The sequence below is a fragment of the Pantoea sp. X-Soil-ISGK-355 genome (assembly GCF_059730805.1).
Map to the genome: position 1 here is coordinate 4,011,150 of NZ_AP035971.1, position 14,522 is coordinate 4,025,671.

8 protein-coding genes, 2 tRNA genes and 3 rRNA genes are annotated in these 14,522 nt (G+C 52.8%); 3 read left to right on the forward strand and 10 right to left on the reverse strand.

The window, feature by feature from the left end; translation table 11 throughout:
* Window positions 1–29 precede the first annotated feature (29 nt).
* The 4 genes from polA to AC6I8J_RS18545 form a co-directional block, all read right to left on the reverse strand.
* Window positions 30–2,816 (reverse strand): DNA polymerase I, encoded by a 2,787-nt coding sequence (gene polA, locus AC6I8J_RS18530; protein WP_222924817.1) that lies wholly within the window; start codon window positions 2,814–2,816, stop codon window positions 30–32.
* Between the two features lie 377 nt (window positions 2,817–3,193).
* Window positions 3,194–3,823 carry a thiol:disulfide interchange protein DsbA gene (gene dsbA, locus AC6I8J_RS18535; RefSeq protein WP_161732898.1) on the reverse strand — a complete coding sequence of 210 codons (630 nt, stop codon included), beginning with the start codon at window positions 3,821–3,823 and terminating at the stop codon, window positions 3,194–3,196.
* Between the two features lie 26 nt (window positions 3,824–3,849).
* On the reverse strand, window positions 3,850–4,836 hold the full coding sequence (locus AC6I8J_RS18540) for a serine/threonine protein kinase (RefSeq protein ID WP_161733042.1): 987 nt from the start codon (window positions 4,834–4,836) through the stop codon (window positions 3,850–3,852).
* A gap of 45 nt (window positions 4,837–4,881) precedes the next feature.
* Window positions 4,882–5,157 carry a YihD family protein gene (locus AC6I8J_RS18545; protein ID WP_033734564.1) on the reverse strand — a complete coding sequence of 92 codons (276 nt, stop codon included), beginning with the start codon at window positions 5,155–5,157 and terminating at the stop codon, window positions 4,882–4,884.
* Between the two features lie 47 nt (window positions 5,158–5,204).
* On the opposite strand from AC6I8J_RS18545, the gene mobA reads away from it, so the two are divergent.
* Window positions 5,205–5,762: a molybdenum cofactor guanylyltransferase MobA gene (gene mobA / locus AC6I8J_RS18550; RefSeq protein WP_161732895.1), complete on the forward strand. Its 558-nt coding sequence runs from the start codon at window positions 5,205–5,207 to the stop codon at window positions 5,760–5,762.
* Window positions 5,763–5,772: 10 nt separating this feature from the next.
* Window positions 5,773–6,279: a molybdopterin-guanine dinucleotide biosynthesis protein MobB gene (gene mobB, locus AC6I8J_RS18555; protein ID WP_161732893.1), complete on the forward strand. Its 507-nt coding sequence runs from the start codon at window positions 5,773–5,775 to the stop codon at window positions 6,277–6,279.
* A gap of 83 nt (window positions 6,280–6,362) precedes the next feature.
* Here mobB and rrf read toward each other — a convergent pair.
* The 5 genes from rrf to AC6I8J_RS18580 all read right to left on the reverse strand — a co-directional run bounded on the left by rrf (window position 6,363) and on the right by AC6I8J_RS18580 (window position 11,593).
* Window positions 6,363–6,478 (reverse strand): 5S ribosomal RNA (gene rrf / locus AC6I8J_RS18560).
* A 92-nt stretch (window positions 6,479–6,570) separates the two neighbouring features.
* Window positions 6,571–9,479: ribosomal RNA gene (locus tag AC6I8J_RS18565) — 23S ribosomal RNA — on the reverse strand.
* 207 nt (window positions 9,480–9,686) lie between these two features.
* A tRNA-Ala gene (locus AC6I8J_RS18570) sits at window positions 9,687–9,762 on the reverse strand.
* A gap of 141 nt (window positions 9,763–9,903) precedes the next feature.
* A tRNA-Ile gene (locus tag AC6I8J_RS18575) sits at window positions 9,904–9,980 on the reverse strand.
* Between the two features lie 73 nt (window positions 9,981–10,053).
* Window positions 10,054–11,593: ribosomal RNA gene (locus AC6I8J_RS18580) — 16S ribosomal RNA — on the reverse strand.
* The 16S, 23S and 5S rRNA genes sit together here with 2 tRNA genes alongside, the layout of an rRNA operon.
* 535 nt (window positions 11,594–12,128) lie before the next feature.
* Between AC6I8J_RS18580 and mdtD the strand changes: the two genes are divergently transcribed.
* Window positions 12,129–13,529 carry a multidrug transporter subunit MdtD gene (mdtD, locus tag AC6I8J_RS18585; RefSeq protein WP_161733343.1) on the forward strand — a complete coding sequence of 467 codons (1,401 nt, stop codon included), beginning with the start codon at window positions 12,129–12,131 and terminating at the stop codon, window positions 13,527–13,529.
* On the opposite strand, the gene rbsR is transcribed toward mdtD, so the two are convergent.
* Entirely contained in the window at window positions 13,526–14,509 is a 984-nt protein-coding gene (rbsR, locus tag AC6I8J_RS18590) for a ribose operon transcriptional repressor RbsR (protein ID WP_161733341.1), read from the reverse strand. The genes mdtD and rbsR overlap by 4 nt on opposite strands.
* Window positions 14,510–14,522 lie beyond the last annotated feature (13 nt).

Sequence of the window (14,522 nt, forward strand, 5' to 3'; positions counted from 1 at the left end):
GCTCTGTGGAACCGACCTGAAGCCGTGAATCAGTGGGCTTCATCCCAGTTGTCACCCACACCGACTTCAACCAGTAAAGGCACGTCGAGCTGCACGCTACCTTCCATCAACGCACGGATTTTCTGGCTGGCTGCTTCAACGGCCTCCGCTTTCACTTCGAACACCAGTTCATCGTGAACCTGCATGATCATTCTGACACTATTGTCGTTTTGCTGTTCCAGCCACTCATCAACAGCAATCATCGCCCGCTTGATAATATCCGCTGCCGTTCCCTGCATTGGCGCATTGATCGCGGCACGTTCTGCAGCTTTCCGGCGAATCGCGTTGCTGGATTTAATATCGGGCAGCCACAGCCGACGGCCTTCAATCGTTTCGACATAGCCTTTACTTGCCGCCAGCTGGCGGGTGTTCTCCATATAGCGCAGTACGCCCGGATAGCGTTCAAAGTAGAGATCCATATACTTTTTCGCTTCGCCTGCGCCAATGTTCAGCTGGCGCGACAGACCAAATGCGCTCATGCCATAGATCAGACCAAAGTTGATCGCTTTCGCACTACGGCGCTGTTCTGCACTGACCTTATCCAGTGGTACACCAAACACTTCGGATGCCGTGGCACGGTGAATATCTTCGCCCTGGGCAAAAGCGTCCAGTAATCCTTTATCCTGAGAAAGATGCGCCATGATACGCAGTTCGATTTGCGAATAGTCTGCCGCCACAATGCGATAGCCTTTGGCCGCCACAAAGGCCTGACGGATTCGGCGTCCTTCGTCATTACGTACCGGAATGTTTTGAAGATTCGGGTCGGCAGATGACAAGCGACCGGTGGCGGTAACGGCCTGATGATAAGAGGTATGTACGCGCCCGCTCAGCGGGTTGATCATCAGCGGTAATTTATCCGTATAGGTCGACTTAAGTTTGGATAAGCCGCGATGCTCCAGAATCACTTTGGGCAGCGGATAGTCGAGTGCCAGCTCAGCTAACACTTCTTCGCTGGTTGACGGTGCCCCACCCGGTGTTTTCTTAGTGGGCTTGATACCCTGTTTTTCAAACAGAATCACCTGAAGCTGTTTGGTGGATGAGAGGTTAAAGGGTTCTCCCGCCAGCTCATGCGCTTTTAATTCAAGCTCAGCGAGTCGGGCAGTCAGCTCTTTCGAGTGTTGCGCCAGAATAGCCTGATCGATTAACACGCCATTGCGCTCAATCCTGGAAATTACCGTCAGTAACGGCATCTCAATCTGCTCGAAGACTTTTCTCGGGCCCGCTTCTTTCTCCAGCTCTGGCCACATTTTCAGATGCAATTGCAGGGTCACATCGGCATCTTCGGCAGCATAATGGGATGCCTGCTCCAGTGCGATTTGATTGAACGTCAGCTGATTTTTGCCTTTACCAGCGATCTCCTGGAAGGTGACCGTTTTGTGGTTAAGCCAGCGAGCAGCCAGGCTATCCATGTCATGTTTGCCCACCACGCTGTTAAGAATATAGGACTCAAGCATGGTGTCGAATTTGATACCGGCCAGTTCAATGTCGTAATTCTTCAGCACGCCACGATCGTATTTCAGGTTCTGGCCCACTTTCCAGGCGCTGTCATCTTCCAGCAGGGGCTTGAGCTGTGCCAGAACGGCCGCGCGATCCAGCTGATCAGGCGCATCGAGATAGTCGTGTGCAACCGGCAGATAGGCGGCTTCGCCGGGCGCAACCGCAAAGCTGATGCCCACGATGTTAGCGCTCAGGGTATCCAGCGCGTCGGTCTCCAGATCAAAGGCAAAAACCTCGCTGTTTTTCAGCTTCTCCAGCCAGCTGTCGAAAAGATCCTGATCCAGAATGGTGACATAATTCTCGGTCGGTAATACGCTGCTGGTTTCAGCCACAGGAACCGGCTCATCGGAGAGCGATTTCTGCGCCTGAGTATTGCTCTTCTTGCCCTGCAGCCATTTCCCATCCTGCAGGTCGCTCAGCCAGCGTTTGAATTCGTACCGGCTGAACAGTGCCTGCAATGCTTCGACATCGGGTTCAGTGACCGTAAGCTCTTCACAGGGCAGCGCCAGCTCAACGTCGGTTTTAATTGTCGCCAGCTGATAAGAGAGAAAGGCTACATCACGATTCTGCTCAAGTTTAGTCGCCATGGTTTTGGCACCACGAAAGCCGAGATCGGCTACCTTGTCCAGATTGTCATAAATGGTCTGCATGCTGCCCAGGCCCTGCAGCAGAGCCTGTGCCGTTTTCTCACCCACGCCGGGAACGCCAGGGATGTTATCTGAGCTGTCGCCCATCATGGCCAGAAAATCGATGATCAAAGCTGGCGGCACACCATATTTCTGCTCAACCTCTTCCGGTCCCAGAATGGTATTGCTCATGGTGTTAATCAGCGTGATGGCTGGCGTGACCAGCTGCGCCATATCTTTGTCGCCTGTGCTGATTAGTACTGAAAGGCCTTTTCTCTCCGCTTCCAGCGCCAGTGTACCGATGACATCATCGGCTTCAACGCCGCTCACAGCCAGCAACGGCAGACCCATCGCCCGCACCATCTCATGCAGCGGCTCGATTTGCGCACGCAGTTCGTCAGGCATCGGCGGACGATGAGATTTATAATGCTCGAACAGCTCGTCCCTGAAGGTTTTGCCCTTGGCATCGAACACCACAGCAACGTGACTAGGATTATATTGCGCCAGCAGGCTTTTCAGCATGTTGAGCACGCCGTACATGGCGCCAGTGGGTTCACCTGCACTATTGGTCAGCGGCGGAAACGCATGATATGCGCGATAAAGATAGGATGAGCCATCGACCAGAATGAGGGGATTTTCTGCTATTTGCGCCATAAGTCTGTGTTGTCTTCGTTGCTATGGGTTGGTCTATAAGGATGCCACAAGCTGGCGGAAATGGTGAACTAAGGCGTAGGATATGTCACGTTTTTGACGGTTCTGGAGGGAAGATCGCAACGATCGTTCTGTGGATAACTTTGTGCGTAAAAATTATAACGCGCTGTTATTCAGGATCTTAAAGGATTTAGCCTTTAATAAAATCTATAATTTTCATTGACTTATTTAATTTCCGTGACCCGATCGCCATTTTTAATTACGCGATCCCTTGTGTGGATATTAAATTTATGCCCTGGAGATGGACAAAATTTGCGCCGCTGTTCAATGGCATAAAAAAACGCCAGCAGAGCTGGCGTCAGATGGGGTGGTAAAGCAGATTACTTCTGGCTTAAAAGGAATTTCACGACGTTCGCATAGTCTGCGACCATATTATCCATAGAGCTGAGATCCAGACCGCCGTTGTTCACCATATATTTGCCATTCACGAACATCGCTGGCACGCCACGCAGGTCAACATCCGCAGCCGCTTTCTGCTGCTGCGCAACCAGCGCTTTTACGGCGAAGCTGTTCCACGCAGCATCGTATTCAGCAGCGGAGATACCGGCTGCTTTGACAAAAGTTTCTTTCAGACTGGCAGGATCGGTGATTGTCTGCGTTTTCTGAATGCCATCGAAGATCGGGGCTGTCACCTTATCTTCAACACCCAGCGCCATTGCAACAGCCCAGGCCTGGGTCACAACCGGCCCCATATCACCACCGAGGAAATCGACGTGGTATTTCACCATTTTGGTGTCAGCAGGCAGGTTGTTTTTCACCGCGTCATTGACGTGATAAATACGCTCAAACTGATAGCAGTGCGGGCAGAAGAAGGAAAAGAACTCCAACACCTGAGGTTCACTGGCCACAGGTTTTGGCAGACTCACATATTGTTTACCTTCAGTGAACTGGGCAGCAGACGCGCTGAATGCCAGCACTAAACCCATCAGTGCAAACCAAATTTTTTTCATCGTGAAAACTTCTCCTGACTACGTCGTTAATATTGCGGTGTCAGCTGCAGAGGAGGTTCCTGCAACAGCTTCTCCTGCTCGGTAAAGAGTGAAATTTGCCTGCGCCAGAAATCTTCATCTGTCATCCAGGGGAAAGCGCGCGGAAAAGCGGGATCCTGCCAGCGTCGGACAACCCAGGCCAGATAATAAACCATGCGCATGGCGCGTAAAGGTTCAATCAGTGACAATTCATTAATATCAAAATCACTGAACTCACTGTACGCCTCCAGCAGTATATCCCATTGAATACGCTGTTCCTGACGATCGCCGCTGATCAGCATCCAGAGATCCTGCACGGCCGGGCCATTACGGGCATCATCCAGATCCACAAACAGTGGTCCATCGCGCCACAGGATATTACCCGGATGGCAGTCGCCATGTAATCGTAGCGGCTGCCACGTGGTGTGCCACTGTTGTTGCAACGTGTTTCCCAGCTTATCGATAGCCTGTAGCAGTGCGACTTTAAGCGATGCAGGCACTAACAGAGAGTGCTCCAGCACCTGCCGGGGTTCATGCAGATATTCATCCAGACCGATGGCAGGCCGATGCCTGAACAGCGCTTTACGCCCGGTCTGATGAATGCGGCCCAGGAAGCGGCCTACCCACTCCATCTGATCTTCGTTGTCTGTCTCATATTGTCGTCCGCCCAGGCTGGGGAATACGGCAAAGAAGAAGCCAGCGTGACTGTGCAGGGTCTCACCCTTTAACCGCAGTGGTGCTGCGATGGGCACCTCGTCAGCCAGCAGATCGAGCGCATACTGATGCTCTTCATCAATCTGTTCAGCACGCCAGCGCTGTGGGCGATAAAACTTCGCAACATAGCGACGTTTTTCATCATCGCTGAATTGGTAAACCCGGTTCTCATAGCTGTTCAGGGCTGTCAGACCTGATTCGACGCGAATTCCTGTATCCCAGAGCGCATCAAGCAATACGTCGGGATTTAATGTCTGGAAGTTGAAAGCAGCGTCGCTCATCATATTACCTGTAGTTGCCCTAACATTTAGCTGCCAAGGATAACATTACTCGTCCTGTTTAATGACACCCCGTGCGCGGAGCAGTGCAGTTTTGAAATCAACTTCATAGTCTTTTTTCAGGCCTGGGATCGCATCATCGCTGGCGGAGTCACGCATTTTGAGATGGTAAATTAATACATCGTCAGTTAATTCACTTAACGGGCCACGGAAACCAGATTCCTGCGCCAGTTTCTGCAAAAATGTGACCAGATTCAGGTCAGGCTCTTTTTGCCAGGCGGGTTGCAGCAGTTCGATCAACTCGTTTAAACGATGGCATTTCATTGAGGTTTCTCCGTTATTCACAGTGCGTCATCAGCGAGGGCACAGTCATGACAAGATTGACCGGCATCATTCTGGCCGGAGGTCAGGGCCGCCGTATGGGTGGTCAGGACAAAGGATTAGTGCAACTGGATGGCAGGCCGCTTTATCAGCATGTCCTTGAACGGCTCAGGCCACAAGTCGACATTGTCATGATTAATGCCAATCGTAATATTGATCGCTATCAGTTAAGCGGGTGTCGGGTTGTGCAGGATGTTTTTGATGGCTATCCGGGTCCGCTGGCTGGTATCTACAGTGCATTAATAACCATCGACGGTGAATGGGCTGCGTTTTGCTCCTGTGATACGCCTGCCGTTCCTCTTAACTTCGTTGAAAAACTGGCTGAACAACGGGGAAACGCCCCTGCAGTCTGGGTTCGCTCACAATCACGCGACCACCCGACGCTGGCGCTGATTCATCGGGAGATGGCAGCACCTCTTCATGACTATCTTCACGCCGGTGAACGACGTCTGATGCACTTCCTGCGCGACCACGGCGGCCATGCTGTTCAGCTGGATGATGATGAATCTGCTTTCCGCAATATCAATACACCTGATGACCTGAAGTAGAGCGGTTGATATGTCATTACCTTTACTCGCGATTGTCGGCTGGAGTGGAACCGGCAAAACGACACTATTACAGCAGGTGATACCGATTCTTCTTAATAAAGAGATTCGCGCCGGGCTGATTAAGCACACGCATCATGAGATGGACGTAGATACACCAGGCAAAGATAGCTATCTGCTCAGAAAAGCAGGAGCCAGTCAGGTGATTGTAGCTAACAGAGAGCGATGGGCATTGATGTGTGAGACACCGGAAAAGCCGTCGATTGATCTGCCTTATCTGCTCAGCCGCATGGATCACTCTGTGCTGGAGATAGTGCTGGTTGAGGGCTTTAAAGAGGAATCGGTGCCTAAAATTGTTGTCTGGCGTGCCGGGATCAAGGGTGAGATCGAGGAACTGCTTGATGGGCAAGTGATCGCTGTCGCCAGCGACCAGAAATTAGCGCTAAATGTGCCGGTTCTGGATATAAACAGTCCGGACAACGTTGCAGATTTTATTGCTGACTGGCTGCAAAAGCGTTGAAGCAGAGAGGTTTTCGTGTTTTTCACGATCTGCAGACGTAAAAAAGCCCCGCACTGCGTGCGGGGCTTCTTCACTTATATAATGCCTGGCAGTTCCCTACTCTCGCATGGGGAGGCCCCACACTACCATCGGCGCTACGGCGTTTCACTTCTGAGTTCGGCATGGGGTCAGGTGGGACCACCGCGCTAAAGCCGCCAGGCAAATCCTGTCTCCGCGCCGCCCTTTAAGGCCGCGCAGAATATCCGGAACAGGGCTGAAAATCGTGTCTCTCAAAAACGCCTCTGGCGTTGTAAGGTTAAGCCTCACGGGTCATTAGTACCGGTTAGCTCAACGCATCGCTGCGCTTACACACCCGGCCTATCAACGTCGTAGTCTTCAACGTCCCTTCAGGACTCTCAAGGAGTCAGGGAGAACTCATCTCGGGGCAAGTTTCGTGCTTAGATGCTTTCAGCACTTATCTTTTCCGCACTTAGCTACCGGGCAGTGCCATTGGCATGACAACCCGAACACCAGTGGTGCGTTCACTCCGGTCCTCTCGTACTAGGAGCAACCCCCCTCAATTCTCCAGCGCCCACGGCAGATAGGGACCGAACTGTCTCACGACGTTCTAAACCCAGCTCGCGTACCACTTTAAACGGCGAACAGCCGTACCCTTGGGACCTACTTCAGCCCCAGGATGTGATGAGCCGACATCGAGGTGCCAAACACCGCCGTCGATATGAACTCTTGGGCGGTATCAGCCTGTTATCCCCGGAGTACCTTTTATCCGTTGAGCGATGGCCCTTCCATTCAGAACCACCGGATCACTATGACCTGCTTTCGCACCTGCTCGAGCCGTCACTCTCGCAGTCAAGCCAGCTTATGCCATTGCACTAACCTCACGATGTCCGACCGTGATTAGCTGACCTTCGTGCTCCTCCGTTACTCTTTAGGAGGAGACCGCCCCAGTCAAACTACCCACCAGACACTGTCCGCAGCCCGGATAACGGGCCTACGTTAGAACATCAAACATTAAAGGGTGGTATTTCAAGGTTGGCTCCACGCAGACTGGCGTCCGCGCTTCAAAGCCTCCCACCTATCCTACACATCAAGGCTCAATGTTCAGTGTCAAGCTGTAGTAAAGGTTCACGGGGTCTTTCCGTCTTGCCGCGGGTACACTGCATCTTCACAGCGAGTTCAATTTCACTGAGTCTCGGGTGGAGACAGCCTGGCCATCATTACGCCATTCGTGCAGGTCGGAACTTACCCGACAAGGAATTTCGCTACCTTAGGACCGTTATAGTTACGGCCGCCGTTTACCGGGGCTTCGATCAAGAGCTTCTCCTTGCGGATAACCCCATCAATTAACCTTCCGGCACCGGGCAGGCGTCACACCGTATACGTCCACTTTCGTGTTTGCACAGTGCTGTGTTTTTAATAAACAGTTGCAGCCAGCTGGTATCTTCGACTGGCTTCGGCTCGGGGAGCAAGTCCCTCCACCTACGCGCCAGCGTGCCTTCTCCCGAAGTTACGGCACCATTTTGCCTAGTTCCTTCACCCGAGTTCTCTCAAGCGCCTTGGTATTCTCTACCTGACCACCTGTGTCGGTTTGGGGTACGATTCTGTGTTACCTGATGCTTAGAGGCTTTTCCTGGAAGCTGGGCATTTATCACTTCAGCACCGTAGTGCCTCGTCGTCACGCCTCAGCGTTAATAAGGGACCGGATTTACCTGGACCCTCCGCCTACACGCTTAAACCGGGACAACCGTCGCCCGGCTGATATAGCCTTCTCCGTCCCCCCTTCGCAGTAACACCGAGTACAGGAATATTAACCTGTTTCCCATCGACTACGCCTTTCGGCCTCGCCTTAGGGGTCGACTCACCCTGCTCCGATTAACGTTGAACAGGAACCCTTGGTCTTCCGGCGAGCGGGCTTTTCACCCGCTTTATCGTTACTTATGTCAGCATTCGCACTTCTGATACCTCCAGCATGCCTCACAGCACACCTTCGACGGCTTACAGAACGCTCCCCTACCCAACAACACATAAGTGTCGCTGCCGCAGCTTCGGTGCATGGTTTAGCCCCGTTACATCTTCCGCGCAGGCCGACTCGACCAGTGAGCTATTACGCTTTCTTTAAATGATGGCTGCTTCTAAGCCAACATCCTGGCTGTCTGTGCCTTCCCACATCGTTTCCCACTTAACCATGACTTTGGGACCTTAGCTGGCGGTCTGGGTTGTTTCCCTCTTCACGACGGACGTTAGCACCCGCCGTGTGTCTCCCGTGATAACATTCTCCGGTATTCGCAGTTTGCATCGGGTTGGTAAGCCGGGATGGCCCCCTAGCCGAAACAGTGCTCTACCCCCGGAGATGAGTTCACGAGGCGCTACCTAAATAGCTTTCGGGGAGAACCAGCTATCTCCCGGTTTGATTGGCCTTTCACCCCCAGCCACAGGTCATCCGCTAATTTTTCAACATTAGTCGGTTCGGTCCTCCAGTTAGTGTTACCCAACCTTCAACCTGCCCATGGCTAGATCACCGGGTTTCGGGTCTATACCCTGCAACTTAACGCCCAGTTAAGACTCGGTTTCCCTGCGGCTCCCCTATACGGTTAACCTTGCTACAGAATATAAGTCGCTGACCCATTATACAAAAGGTACGCAGTCACCCCCGTAAAGAGGGCTCCCACTGCTTGTACGTACACGGTTTCAGGTTCTGTTTCACTCCCCTCGCCGGGGTTCTTTTCGCCTTTCCCTCACGGTACTGGTTCACTATCGGTCAGTCAGGAGTATTTAGCCTTGGAGGATGGTCCCCCCATATTCAGACAGGATACCACGTGTCCCGCCTTACTCATCGAGCTCACAGCACGTGTGCTTTTGTGTACGGGAGTATCACCCTGTACCCTGCGACTTTCCAGACGCTTCCACTAACACACATGCTGATTCAGGCTCTGGGCTGCTCCCCGTTCGCTCGCCGCTACTGGGGGAATCTCGGTTGATTTCTTTTCCTCGGGGTACTTAGATGTTTCAGTTCCCCCGGTTCGCCTTGCAGCACTATGTATTCATGCTGCAATGATGCACAGAGTGCACCGGGTTTCCCCATTCGGACATCGACGGCTGTAGCGGTTCATATCACCTTACCGTCGCTTTACGCAGATTAGCACGTCCTTCATCGCCTCTGACTGCCTGGGCATCCACCGTGTACGCTTAGTCGCTTAACCTCACAACCCACAGGCGTTTTGCAACGCTGCAGACTGCAGGGATTTGAGAGACTCGAACGTGCCGCATTTTTCATTCTTATTACGGAGAATGAAAGCGACACGTCGTTTCAATTTTCAGCTTGTTCCGGATTGTTAAAGAGCATAATACTTCGCAGCACACCGTTGCCGGTACGCTCTGAAGTATTCAGAAAAAACAGATAAACGGTATGGTGGAGCTAAGCGGGATCGAACCGCTGACCTCCTGCGTGCAAGGCAGGCGCTCTCCCAGCTGAGCTATAGCCCCATACAGTTACTGCAGAGACCGCTACTACCAGGAGTAACATTCTTCATGTAAAGAATGCGATTTTTTCTCAGGCAAGGCGTGTCGATGCGAAGCATAGTGAACTATGCGAGCCGTCGACACAACGCAGCATGAGGACAAATCTGGTAGGCCTGAGTGGACTTGAACCACCGACCTCACCCTTATCAGGGGTGCGCTCTAACCACCTGAGCTACAAGCCTGTAGAGGTTTTTTCTGCTCGTTACTTTTTATCAGACAATCTGTGTGGACACTGCGCGGGAAGGTATCTTCAGGTAAGGAGGTGATCCAACCGCAGGTTCCCCTACGGTTACCTTGTTACGACTTCACCCCAGTCATGAATCACAAAGTGGTAAGCGCCCTCCCGAAGGTTAAGCTACCTACTTCTTTTGCAACCCACTCCCATGGTGTGACGGGCGGTGTGTACAAGGCCCGGGAACGTATTCACCGTGGCATTCTGATCCACGATTACTAGCGATTCCGACTTCACGGAGTCGAGTTGCAGACTCCGATCCGGACTACGACGCACTTTGTGAGGTCCGCTTGCTCTCGCGAGGTCGCTTCTCTTTGTATGCGCCATTGTAGCACGTGTGTAGCCCTACTCGTAAGGGCCATGATGACTTGACGTCATCCCCACCTTCCTCCGGTTTATCACCGGCAGTCTCCTTTGAGTTCCCGACCGAATCGCTGGCAACAAAGGATAAGGGTTGCGCTCGTTGCGGGACTTAACCCAACATTTCACAACACGAGCTGACGACAGCCATGCAGCACCTGTCTCACGGTTCCCGAAGGCACTAAGGCATCTCTGCCGAATTCCGTGGATGTCAAGAGTAGGTAAGGTTCTTCGCGTTGCATCGAATTAAACCACATGCTCCACCGCTTGTGCGGGCCCCCGTCAATTCATTTGAGTTTTAACCTTGCGGCCGTACTCCCCAGGCGGTCGACTTAACGCGTTAGCTCCGGAAGCCACTCCTCAAGGGAACAACCTCCAAGTCGACATCGTTTACGGCGTGGACTACCAGGGTATCTAATCCTGTTTGCTCCCCACGCTTTCGCACCTGAGCGTCAGTCTTTGTCCAGGGGGCCGCCTTCGCCACCGGTATTCCTCCAGATCTCTACGCATTTCACCGCTACACCTGGAATTCTACCCCCCTCTACAAGACTCAAGCCTGCCAGTTTCAAATGCAGTTCCCAGGTTAAGCCCGGGGATTTCACATCTGACTTAACAGACCGCCTGCGTGCGCTTTACGCCCAGTAATTCCGATTAACGCTTGCACCCTCCGTATTACCGCGGCTGCTGGCACGGAGTTAGCCGGTGCTTCTTCTGCGGGTAACGTCAATCGGCGCGGTTATTAACCGCACCGCCTTCCTCCCCGCTGAAAGTACTTTACAACCCGAAGGCCTTCTTCATACACGCGGCATGGCTGCATCAGGCTTGCGCCCATTGTGCAATATTCCCCACTGCTGCCTCCCGTAGGAGTCTGGACCGTGTCTCAGTTCCAGTGTGGCTGGTCATCCTCTCAGACCAGCTAGGGATCGTCGCCTAGGTGGGCCATTACCCCGCCTACTAGCTAATCCCATCTGGGTTCATCCGATAGTGAGAGGCCCGAAGGTCCCCCTCTTTGGTCTTGCGACGTTATGCGGTATTAGCCACCGTTTCCAGTGGTTATCCCCCTCTATCGGGCAGATCCCCAGACATTACTCACCCGTCCGCCACTCGTCACCCGAGAGCAAGCTCTCTGTGCTACCGTCCGACTTGCATGTGTTAGGCCTGCCGCCAGCGTTCAATCTGAGCCATGATCAAACTCTTCAATTTAAGTTTGATTTGCTGCAACAAGTGCAGCGATGCTCATCTGTAAAACGTCATAATGAATTTCATTATGTGTTCACTCGTGAGGCTTTGATATTTTTGTGCGTCCAAAGACGCTGATATCAATCCTGCGAGTGCCCACACAGATTGTCTGATAAATTGTTAAAGAGCAGTGCGAACAGTGCGTTAGCGTCCTGTCGCGAGGTGGCGTATATTACGCTTTCCTCCTGCAGAGTCAACCTCTTTCTCAGAAGTTTTTCTCCGGCGGCGCAGTCTCCTGTGCCTCTCAGCCCGTCATCCCGTTGCCGGTGTGCCGTGTCGATGGAGGCGCATTATAGGGAGTTTCCGCAGGCTGACAAGTGTTTCTTCGAATTAATTTACTGAGCGCATCTTTTTTAAACGAACGGCTTAAAAAGAGACGTTTCATGGCCGAATAACGCACAAAAACAGCGATCAAACGTTGTAAAGAGACCTGCCGTTGCAGATTACGGGTGCTATTATTTTGCTTCTTCTCGCAGGATAACCCCAGGAAGGACACTCAATGATAAAATCCTCGCGCAGCATGGCCGGTTTGCCATGGATAGCGGCTATGGCCTTTTTCATGCAGTCACTCGACGCCACTATACTGAATACCGCCCTGCCCGCTATCGCCACCAGCCTTGACCGTTCTCCCCTGGCCATGCAATCCGCCGTCATCAGTTACACCCTCACTGTCGCTATGCTGATTCCGGTCAGCGGCTGGCTCGCCGATCGCTTCGGCACGCGCAAGGTATTTATCATTGCGGTTTCGCTGTTCACCCTCGGCTCGCTGGCTTGTGCGCTCTCACCGACGCTTTCGGTGCTGGTCATATCGCGAATCGTACAGGGCGTGGGTGGCGCAATGATGATGCCGGTCGCACGCCTTGCGCTGCTACGCGCCTATCCGCGCAGTGAATTGCTGCCAGTACTCAATTTCGTCACCATGCCAGGATTAGTTGGCCCAATACTGGGCCCCATGCTGGGCGGTGTGCTGGTAACCTACGCGACGTGGCACTGGATCTTCCTGATTAATATCCCGATAGGCATTCTCGGCATTATCTACGCACGCAAATATATGCCGGACTTCACTACACCCAAGCGCCGCTTCGACTTTTTCGGCTTCATATTATTCGGGACTGGACTGGTGATGATTTCAATTGGGATTGAGCTGTTCGGTGAGCGGATTGTTTCTGCCTGGCTGGCGGGCGGGATATTACTCAGCGGGATCGTGCTTTTGCTCCTCTATATAGTACATGCCCGGAATCACCCTTCACCGTTGATCAATCTGCCGATGTTTAAAACCCGGACATTCTCAGTCGGCATCGTCGGCAATATTGCCTCTCGTCTCGGCACCGGCTGTGTGCCCTTTTTGATGCCGCTCATGTTGCAGGTCGGGTTTGGCTTTTCTGCGATTATCGCAGGCTGCATGATGGCGCCAACCGCCATTGGTTCAATACTGGCGAAGTCAACGGTGACACAACTGCTGCGCTGGCTGGGCTATCGCCGTCTGCTGGTCGGCATTACCGCCATTATCGGCATCCTGATCGCCAGCTTCTCTCTGCAGTCACCCGCTGAAAGCATCTTTGTACTCTTGCTTCCACTGTTTGTTCTCGGTATGGCGATGTCTACGCAGTTCACCGCCATGAACACCATTACTCTGGCCGATCTGGATGATGATAACGCCAGCGGGGGTAATAGCGTGCTGGCAGTGACGCAGCAGTTAGCGATCAGTTTTGGTGTGGCCGTCAGCGCGGCGGTGCTGCGCTTCTATCAGGAGTTTGAAACCAGCACCATTTCACAGTTCCATGCCACGTTTCTGACCATGGGTGTTGTTACCGTGCTTTCGGCACTGACTTTTATGCTGCTGAAAAACGGCGATGGACGTAATCTGATCAGTAATCGCGACAAGAAGAAAAAGCGCTAAACCGAACCTCGCACCACCAGTTCCGGCGTCAGCACCAGCGTTTGCTGGCTGGCGTCGGGATCGCTGAGACGATGAATTAATGTATCTATCGCCAGTTCGCCCAGTGCATCTTTGGGCTGATGAATAGTACTCAGTGGCGGAGTGAGATAGCGCGCCAGTTCAATATCGTCATACCCCATGACCGCCATTTGCTGCGGAACCTGCATGCCAGCCTGATAGAGGGCATGATAAACGCCGACAGCCATCGCATCGTTACTGGTGAATACCGCTTCCGGCAGCGTTTCCAGCGCCAGCAACTCGATCATCCCGTTGTAGCCACCCTGAAATTCAAAGTCACCATTCACGATATAGCCAGGCAAAATCTCCAGCCCACTCTTAGTCATGGCGTTGCGATAACCTTCGAGCCGCATACGGGCCGGGGTTTTATCCTGAGGACCGGCTATACAGGCGATACGGGTATAACCGCTGTCGATAAGATGCTGAGTGGCCAGCTCGCCGCCCAGCAGCGCATTATCCTGAATGATGTCACCGCGCCCCTCAAATGGTGCCCAGTCCATCATCACCGCAGGTATAGAGGGATAACGATTCAGGATGTCTGCCGACGGCAGATGACTTTCAGTACACATGATCAGCAAACCATCGACACGCTTCTGCATCAGCGTTTCCAGGCTGCGATTCATCCGCTCCTCATCTCCCGCCGTATTACAGAGAATCAGGCTGTAGCCACGCTGATAGCAGCTCTCCTCCACGCCCCGCACCACTTCGGCATAAAAAGGGTTACTGCTGGTAGTCAGCAGCATACCGATAGTGTGCGTCTGATTAATTTTCAGACTGCGTGCCAGTGCAGAAGGAGCATAGTTAAGATGACGTATAGCCTGCTCAACTTTTTCCCGCACGCCTTCACTGACAAAGCGATTGTTATTAATGACGTGCGAGACAGTGGAGGTAGAGACGCCCGCGAGCCGAGCGACATCTTTCATGGTACTCAAGCGC